The 7,243-nt window shown below is 52.0% G+C and carries 6 protein-coding genes; 3 read left to right on the plus strand and 3 right to left on the minus strand.

All coding sequences use genetic code 11. The features are described from left to right. Positions 1 to 77: 77 nt before the first annotated feature. From ACI3UA_RS08820 to ACI3UA_RS08830, 3 genes are all read right to left on the minus strand, one after another. On the minus strand, positions 78 to 761 hold the full coding sequence (locus ACI3UA_RS08820) for a DUF3298 domain-containing protein (protein ID WP_439724446.1): 684 nt from the start codon (positions 759 to 761) through the stop codon (positions 78 to 80). A gap of 126 nt (positions 762 to 887) precedes the next feature. Further along, complete coding sequence (locus ACI3UA_RS08825) at positions 888 to 3,275, minus strand: homocysteine S-methyltransferase family protein (protein WP_439724447.1); 2,388 nt, start codon at positions 3,273 to 3,275, stop codon at positions 888 to 890. Positions 3,276 to 3,438: 163 nt separating this feature from the next. Continuing rightward, positions 3,439 to 4,245 carry a methionine synthase gene (locus ACI3UA_RS08830; RefSeq protein ID WP_439724448.1) on the minus strand — a complete coding sequence of 269 codons (807 nt, stop codon included), beginning with the start codon at positions 4,243 to 4,245 and terminating at the stop codon, positions 3,439 to 3,441. Between the two features lie 272 nt (positions 4,246 to 4,517). Here ACI3UA_RS08830 and ACI3UA_RS08835 point away from each other — a divergent pair, with 272 nt between their 5' ends. Genes ACI3UA_RS08835 through ACI3UA_RS08845 form a run of 3 tightly spaced genes read left to right on the plus strand, consistent with a single transcriptional unit; the run spans position 4,518 to position 6,857 of the window. Beyond that, positions 4,518 to 5,285 (plus strand): ParA family protein, encoded by a 768-nt coding sequence (locus ACI3UA_RS08835; RefSeq protein ID WP_439724449.1) that lies wholly within the window; start codon positions 4,518 to 4,520, stop codon positions 5,283 to 5,285. Next, the gene (locus ACI3UA_RS08840; RefSeq protein ID WP_439724450.1) at positions 5,278 to 6,321 is read left to right on the plus strand and encodes a ParB/RepB/Spo0J family partition protein; all 1,044 of its coding nucleotides are present in this window, start codon (positions 5,278 to 5,280) and stop codon (positions 6,319 to 6,321) included. Before ACI3UA_RS08835 ends, ACI3UA_RS08840 begins: the two co-directional genes overlap by 8 nt. Positions 6,322 to 6,350: 29 nt before the next feature. Continuing rightward, positions 6,351 to 6,857 carry a DUF4446 family protein gene (locus ACI3UA_RS08845; protein WP_439724451.1) on the plus strand — a complete coding sequence of 169 codons (507 nt, stop codon included), beginning with the start codon at positions 6,351 to 6,353 and terminating at the stop codon, positions 6,855 to 6,857. Positions 6,858 to 7,243 lie beyond the last annotated feature (386 nt).

The raw sequence follows: 7,243 nt of genomic DNA on the forward strand, positions 1-7,243 counted from the left end.
TTGCAAATAAAAACAGGTATTGCCCGGCAGCATGTAAAAGCTTGCTGTCCGCGGCAATACCTGTTTTCAGTTTAATTTTACCTGTACATCAGATAATCATCGCTTTTCGTATCCATGTCAACGTCAATGACGCCGCAGGCATAAGGGGCTATTTCATAAGGCTGGAACAGGAAATGCACATGCCTGTCAGCATCAAAGTAAAACTGCTCTGGTATATAGGAGAGAGGCAGGATGTCATCAAAGATGATGAGCCCGTCATTTGCGGCGGCCTTTTTTGCCAGCTTGTCAGTGAGCAGCTCCGGCGTATAGATATTTTTTCTATATTTTTCTGCAGAGAACTCCTTCAGGTCAACTGCGACAATTTTTTCCCCTGTCTGAGGATTGAAACTCAGTCCGTTGATATAGTGCATAGGATGAGCGGCATGCTCAACATTGATATATTTTGCGAGGACAATGCTGAGAACTGCGTCATCATTGCAGGTGACGGTGTAGCTGACGCCCAGAGAAACGTCGTTCAAGCCCTCATTGTTATCGCTATATTCCTTAGACTGGCTGATAAATGCATCAATATCCCTTTCAATTTCGATATTGATGGCAGATGTGGCATCCGGATTGCCCGGCACGGTAACAACAGGCACCTGAATGTCCGGGTACTGCTGCTGTACAGATGGCTCAACCTGCACCGGTGCGGCAAACGCCGTAGCCGCAAGCATGAACATCAGGCAGAAAGTACAAAGTAATGATCTGAATAGTTTGAACATAAAATTTCCTCCTTACATTAATGCATTACGGTTATTATATCACTATGAAGCAAAATTGACGATAGGAAAAATAATGTTGCACGTGAAACATTATTTTCCACCTTTATCAGCTCCGCAATAAAAATGTTAGTTGGCACCGATAATCTCGTTGGCGATATTCAGTGCCACCACACCATCGGAGGCGTAGTAGTCGGCCCCGGCCTCATCCGCATATTCCTGCGTAAGGGCAGCACCGCCTACCATTACCTTGGCATCAATATGCTGTTCCTTGAGCTGGCGGATAACCTCATCAATCTCCGTCATGGTGGTAGTCATCAGGGCGCACAGGCCCACAATAGCCGCCTTGTGGTCACGGGCAGCAGCCACAATATCCTCTGCCGGTACATCTTTGCCCAGGTCAATCAGGTTGAAGCCGCTGTTTTCCAGCAGGGCGCCTACGATATTCTTGCCCAGGTCATGGACATCGCCCTTGACGGTGGCAAGTACCACAGTCCCCTTGGTGCTTTCACTGGAGGCCGGGAATTTTTCCTTCAGCTTGATAAAGGCACTGCGCATGGCTTCCGCAGAAAGCAGTACCTGCGGAAGGAATACCCGTCCTGCACCGAAGTCGACGCCGATTTCGTTCATGGCGGCCGTGAGAGCCTTTTCAGTAATCTCGTTTGGCTCCAAACCGGCGTTGATGGCATTTTCCACAAGGGTGCCTATTTCGTCAGCCTCTCCCTCGATAACGGCAGCTTTTAATGCTTCCAGCGGCGTCAGCTCCACATGCTTGGCAACGGCAGCCTTCTTCGGCACCGCAAGATTTTTTTCGTTGCGGCTGAAATCCCGTCCGTTAGGGTCCTTGCCCAAAAGTGCCATGCTGGCCATGAGGGCGTTCTGCATGGATTCATCATACGGGTTCATAATCGGCGCATCCAGACCTGCCGCCAGGCACATGGTAAAGAAGGTGCTGTTAATCAGCGGGCGGTTTGGCAGGCCGAAGGAAATGTTGCTCAGACCCATAGTGGCAGGATAGCCGTATTTTTCGCGATAAAGCCGCAGGGTTTCCAGCGTGTGGTTGCAGGCATTTTCATCAGCGGCAACGGTCATGACAAGGCCGTCCAGCAGGAAATCGCCATCCTGCAGTCCGGCGGCCTTGGCCGTGGAAATGATTGTATCCATTACTGCCAGCCGTTCCGGTGCTGTCTTTGGAATGCCATCATCCGTAAGGGGAAGGCAGAGAATAGCGGCGCCGTATTTTTTCGCCAGCGGAATGAATTTTTCCAGGCGTTCCACCTCGGCGCTGACGGAGTTAATCAAAGCGCGCCCCGGATATGCCCGGAGGCCTGCCTCAAGAGCGGCGGCATCGCTGGTATCAATGGAGAGGGGCGCATCGGTCAGCTGGGCAATTTCCGTCACGGCGCGCTTCATGGCCGCCGCCTGGTCAATGCCGCCGACACCCATGTTTACATCCAGAAGCCGTGCGCCTGCCTTCACCTGGTCGAGAGCCTCGCGCTTGACGGAGGCAAAGGAACCGTCCTTGATTTCCGCGGCCAGCTTCTTCCTGCCGGTAGGGTTGATGCGCTCGCCAATCAGCACCGTCGGCAGCTCCTTGTCCACGGTGACGGTTTTACTGCGGCTGGTAAGCATCAGACGGCGGCGCAGGGGAGCGAACTTCGGCGGCTCCACGCCCTGCAGGGCGGCTTTGATGGCGGCAATATGCTCCGGGGTAGTGCCGCAGCAGCCGCCTACGTAGGTGGCACCGGCCTGTACCAGCTTTGGTGCCCAGGTGCCGAAGTCGGCAGGCGACATAGGGAAGACGGTCTTGCCGTCTATGAGCTGTGGCATACCGGCATTTGGCTGGACGCTGATAGGCTTGACCGTATTTTCAGAGATAGCCTTGACGATTGGCACCAGCTGTTCAGGGCCCAGGGAGCAGTTGATGCCGATAATATCCGCTCCCATGGCATCCAGCGTAATGGCGGCAGTCTGTGGGTCCGTGCCTGTTACGGTGCGCCCGTCCTCACTGTAGGAAAGCTGGCAGATAACAGGCAGGCTGGTGGCATCCTTGGCCGCCAGCAGGGCGGCGCGCATCTCCTGAATATCTATAAAGGTTTCAATGAGGATGTAGTCGGCACCTGCTTTTTCCAGTGCCTGTGCCTGCTGGAAATAATTTTGGTAAGCATCCTCAAAATCCAAATCACCCAGCGGCTTGACAAAGCGGCCTGACGGGCCCATGCCGCCGGCGACCTTGACAGGCTCGCCATCGGCAGTCCTTGCAGCCTTTGCGGCCCTGACGGCGGCGGTATTGATTTCCGCTACCCTGTCCTGCAGGCCGTAGTGCTCCAGCTTCAGGGCAGAGGCTCCAAAGGTAAAGGTTTCGATGATATTGGCACCGGCATCCACATAGCGCTGATGAACGCCGGTCACTTCCTCCGGATTTGTCAGGCAGAGCAGTTCAGGGCAGGCTCCCGGCTGCAAAAGTCCCAGCTGCTGGAACATGGTGCCCATGGCACCGTCAAAAATATGTATCATATGTTATAACCTCGTTTTAGCTTTTATTATTGCATGCTTTATTTTTACCTGTTAAAGATAAAAAGCTGTGTTGTTAGTGTACTATGTTTATGGCTTTTGTGCAAGAGTATTTACATACTATTTTGCTAGGTAAAATAAATTTTCAGTCTAATACCCTGTGGCCTCAGCTTGAGGCCACGCTATGCTGTGTTTCTATCCTGGCAGGGCAGTCCAGTTTGTCACAGCGGCTGCAGTCATGTTTTTTCCCGGCAGGAATGGCGCCGCCTTCATCGTCCTGGCCTTCGTCAGAAGCGTTGCAGTCCGGCTTGGCGGCAGGATAATACAGGCCTATGACTGCCGTAATAGATTTACGCGGCATCAGCATCAGGGATTCGCTGAGGGAGATGCCGATGTCAGCACCCTGTGCCAGCCGCAGGATATCTGTCTGCTGCTGGATGGGCCAGTCACCGTAGCCGGGGCTGAACCGCCACTTCATGGCCAGCCCCTGCCGCTTCACCTCGTTATGGATAGTTTTTTCCATGGCATCAGCTACCTGCTCCACAGCCGCCGTGGCGGCGGCATCCAACAGCACTGAAAAGCTGTACCGGCCCTCTTCAAAGCATTTTGTTACCTGATTTTCAATGGCTTCGCCCACCGTGGCGGCCATGACGATAACCTGACAGCAGTCACGAAGATGTCCACCGATGCTGTCACCCTGCAAGGTCAGGCTGTTGACGGCAGTGAGGGAGGCCATCTGCAGCTCTTCCGGTGCGGCCCTGCGGGCAGTGCAGGTTTCGGTGTGGGCATGCAGGAGCTGCCTGTCTGCATCGTAGTCATAGATATGCCAGCTTCCCTTCGGCCGGATAAGGAGCTGTGCCTCCAGGCAGGCCTCGTCAATAAGCTGCTGGCTGAAATCAGCCTTTTGCAGTCCGGCGTAGCGCCGTGTCTCCGTGGCATCTATAGAAAAAACAGGGGAATTATATATGGGCATTAGTGCACCTCCCGTAACATTCATTTTCTGGCTACAAAATGTTGCACGTGGAACATGGCAGTGCAAAGAAGCCTGCGTGCCGCGGAAGCGGTGTTGCACGTGAAACAATCATAAGAAGATTATAACATGCGGCAGGAATGAAGCAGGTATTTTTTTACAAAAAATGTTTTGAACAGCAGATTTATCGTGATTTTTTATCGAAAAAATTCTCCATTGATGGTACAATATAAAAGCATTGATTTTGTATGTAACTTTTCACGTGGAAGAAAGTGGTGAATATATTGGGGAAGATTATTGCTGTAGCCAATCAAAAGGGCGGTGTGGGCAAGACGACCACCTCGGTTAATCTCAGCGCGGCACTGGCCGAGCTGGGCAAAAAGGTGCTTTTGATAGACTGCGACCCGCAGGGAAACGCTACCAGCGGCCTGGGGATTGCCAAGGAGGAGCTGGAGCTGAGCATTTATGATGCGCTGGTCAACGATGCCGATATCAATGACATTGTCATCAGCACAGAATTCGGACTGGATATAGTACCGGCGGTGATGGATCTGGCCGGCGCCGAGGTTGAGCTGGTCAACGTGGAGGATAAGCAGTATCGCCTGAAAAAAGCAGTTGCAACAATCAAGGATAAATATGATTATATACTGATGGACTGCCCGCCGTCTTTGGGGCATGTCACCTTGAATGCCCTGACGGCGGCGGATTCCGTGCTGCTGCCGCTGCAGTGTGAATTCTATGCGCTGGAGGGATTGTCCCAGCTGCTTTCTACGGTACAGCTGGTGCAGGAGCAGCTGAATGACAGCCTGCGGATTGAAGGACTGGTGCTGACCATGTATGATTCACGTACCAATCTTGCAGAGCAGGTTGTGGAGGAAGTCAAGACGCATTTCCCTGATATGGTCTATGCCACCAAGATTCCGAGGAATGTGCGGCTTAGCGAGGCGCCGTCCTTCGGCAAGCCGATTTTTGCGTATGCCGCCAGCTCAAAGGGAGCGCAGGCTTATATGAGCCTGGCAGAGGAGGTTGTAGAGAATGGGTAAGAAGATAGGCGGTCTTGGCAAGGGACTGGGAGCCTTTGGCCTGGGAAGCGGTGTCAACAAATCATTGATAAGCCCTGCCAAAAAAACGGAGCTGGAAGCCGCATCCGGCGGGGAGAAGGGCGGCTTTGTCCAGAAGCCTGTCATGGAGCTGGATTTAAAGCTGATTAGTGTCAACCCGAACCAGCCGCGGACGGAGTTTGATGAGGAAGCCATGAACTCCCTGCGGGAATCCGTCCGGCAGTATGGCGTCCTGCAGCCTGTTCTTGTGCGCAAGACTGCCAAGGGATATGAGCTGATAGCCGGGGAACGGCGTTTTCGGGCGGCACAGCTGGCAGGCCTCAGCACGATTCCGGCCATGGTGCGCGAGTACAATGATGCTCAGATGACGGAGGTTGCCCTGATAGAGAATATTCAGCGGGAGAACCTGAATCCGATGGAGGAAGCGCAGGCTTACCAGCATCTTTTGTCGGATTACGGGCTTACCCAGGAAATGCTGTCCGGCAAGGTGGGCAGGAGCCGTTCCCATATTGCCAATTTCCTGCGGCTTTTAAAGCTCTCAGGAAAAGTACAGGATATGCTGGTAAATGGCAGGATTTCCATGGGGCAGGCGAAACCTCTGCTGTCTCTGGAGGATTTGGAGCTGCAGGCGAAGGCGGCGGAGTTTATTCTGGAGCACGAGCTTTCTGTGCGCAAGGTTGAAGAGCTGGTAAAAAAGCTGCAGAAACAGCCTGATTATCTGGATATGGAGAAGGATAAGGAGAATGCAGGGAAAGCCGTACCGGAAGCGGAGGACATTTTTTATAAAGAGGCTCAGGACAAGCTGAAAATGCTTTTAGGCACCACGGTGCGCATCAGGCAGAGCGGCAGTAAAAAACGTCTGGAAATAGATTTTGCTTCGCAGGATGAACTGAACTATGTTATCAGGCTGCTGGAGAGGCTGGAGCATCAGCAGACAGGGCATGGCGAGCCCGGCAGCAACGAGGACAAGCTGGCAAAGCTGCGGCAGTTTTCCACTACGGGCAGGTTTTCCGTATAGTGGTTATATAAAAGGGGAGAAATATTTTTATGGCAAATACAGATGTGATGAGCTTTATTGTAAATAACCTGAGTTATCTGGTAGGCATTTTGGGTGTATTGGTAATTATTATGTACCTGCTGATTATCAATCTGCTGTATAACCTCAACTATATGAAGAAGCGTTATAAGAAGATGATGACCGGCGTGGACGGGGCGAACCTTGAGCGCATGATGATTGGCTGCATTGATGGCACCAAGGCCGTGGCTGACGAAAATGCAAAGCTGTGGGAGGAAAACAAGGCCATCAAGGAGCTTTTGGGGCAGGCGATTACCCGTGTGGCGGTGGTGCGTTTCCGGGCCTTTGAGGACATGGGCAGTGATCTCAGCTATGCAGTGGCCATGCTTGATTCACACAACAACGGCGTGGTTATGTCCAGCATTTTTGCCCGCGAGGACTCCAGAAGCTACGTCAAGCCTATTGTCAACGGCACCTCCACCTATGCCATGACCAAGGAGGAAGAGGATGCCTTGCAGCAGGCTATGAGCAAGCGGTGATTTTTTGTAATTTTGATTTTATACTTTGTATTTAATATTTTGGGGAAGTGATGAGGCGAGGGCCTGCGATTTGAGTTGCGGGCTTTCGCCTTTTTTGCATCAATGCACAGAAAAGTTGTTTTTGTATGCTATGGTATTCGGTAGGGGGATTTGAGAACTGGCATTGTGTTCAGGGTTGCCGGGATGAGCGAGAGCAGGTGACTGAGATTGGCAGACTGCTACGGGATAAAGACTGCGGATGGAATAGGAGATAATTGTCATTTATTCTTTTTTTGCATGAAAAAAGTGGATATGATATAATGTATGGGAAAATTTTTTGAGAAGCTATGCCGGGATGTATAGAGGCATAGCTAAGATGTATTTTGATGAGTGCGATTTGAGTTTTG

It is taken from the genome of Anaerovibrio sp., from assembly GCF_051866355.1.
Lineage (GTDB): Bacteria > Bacillota > Negativicutes > Selenomonadales > Selenomonadaceae > Anaerovibrio.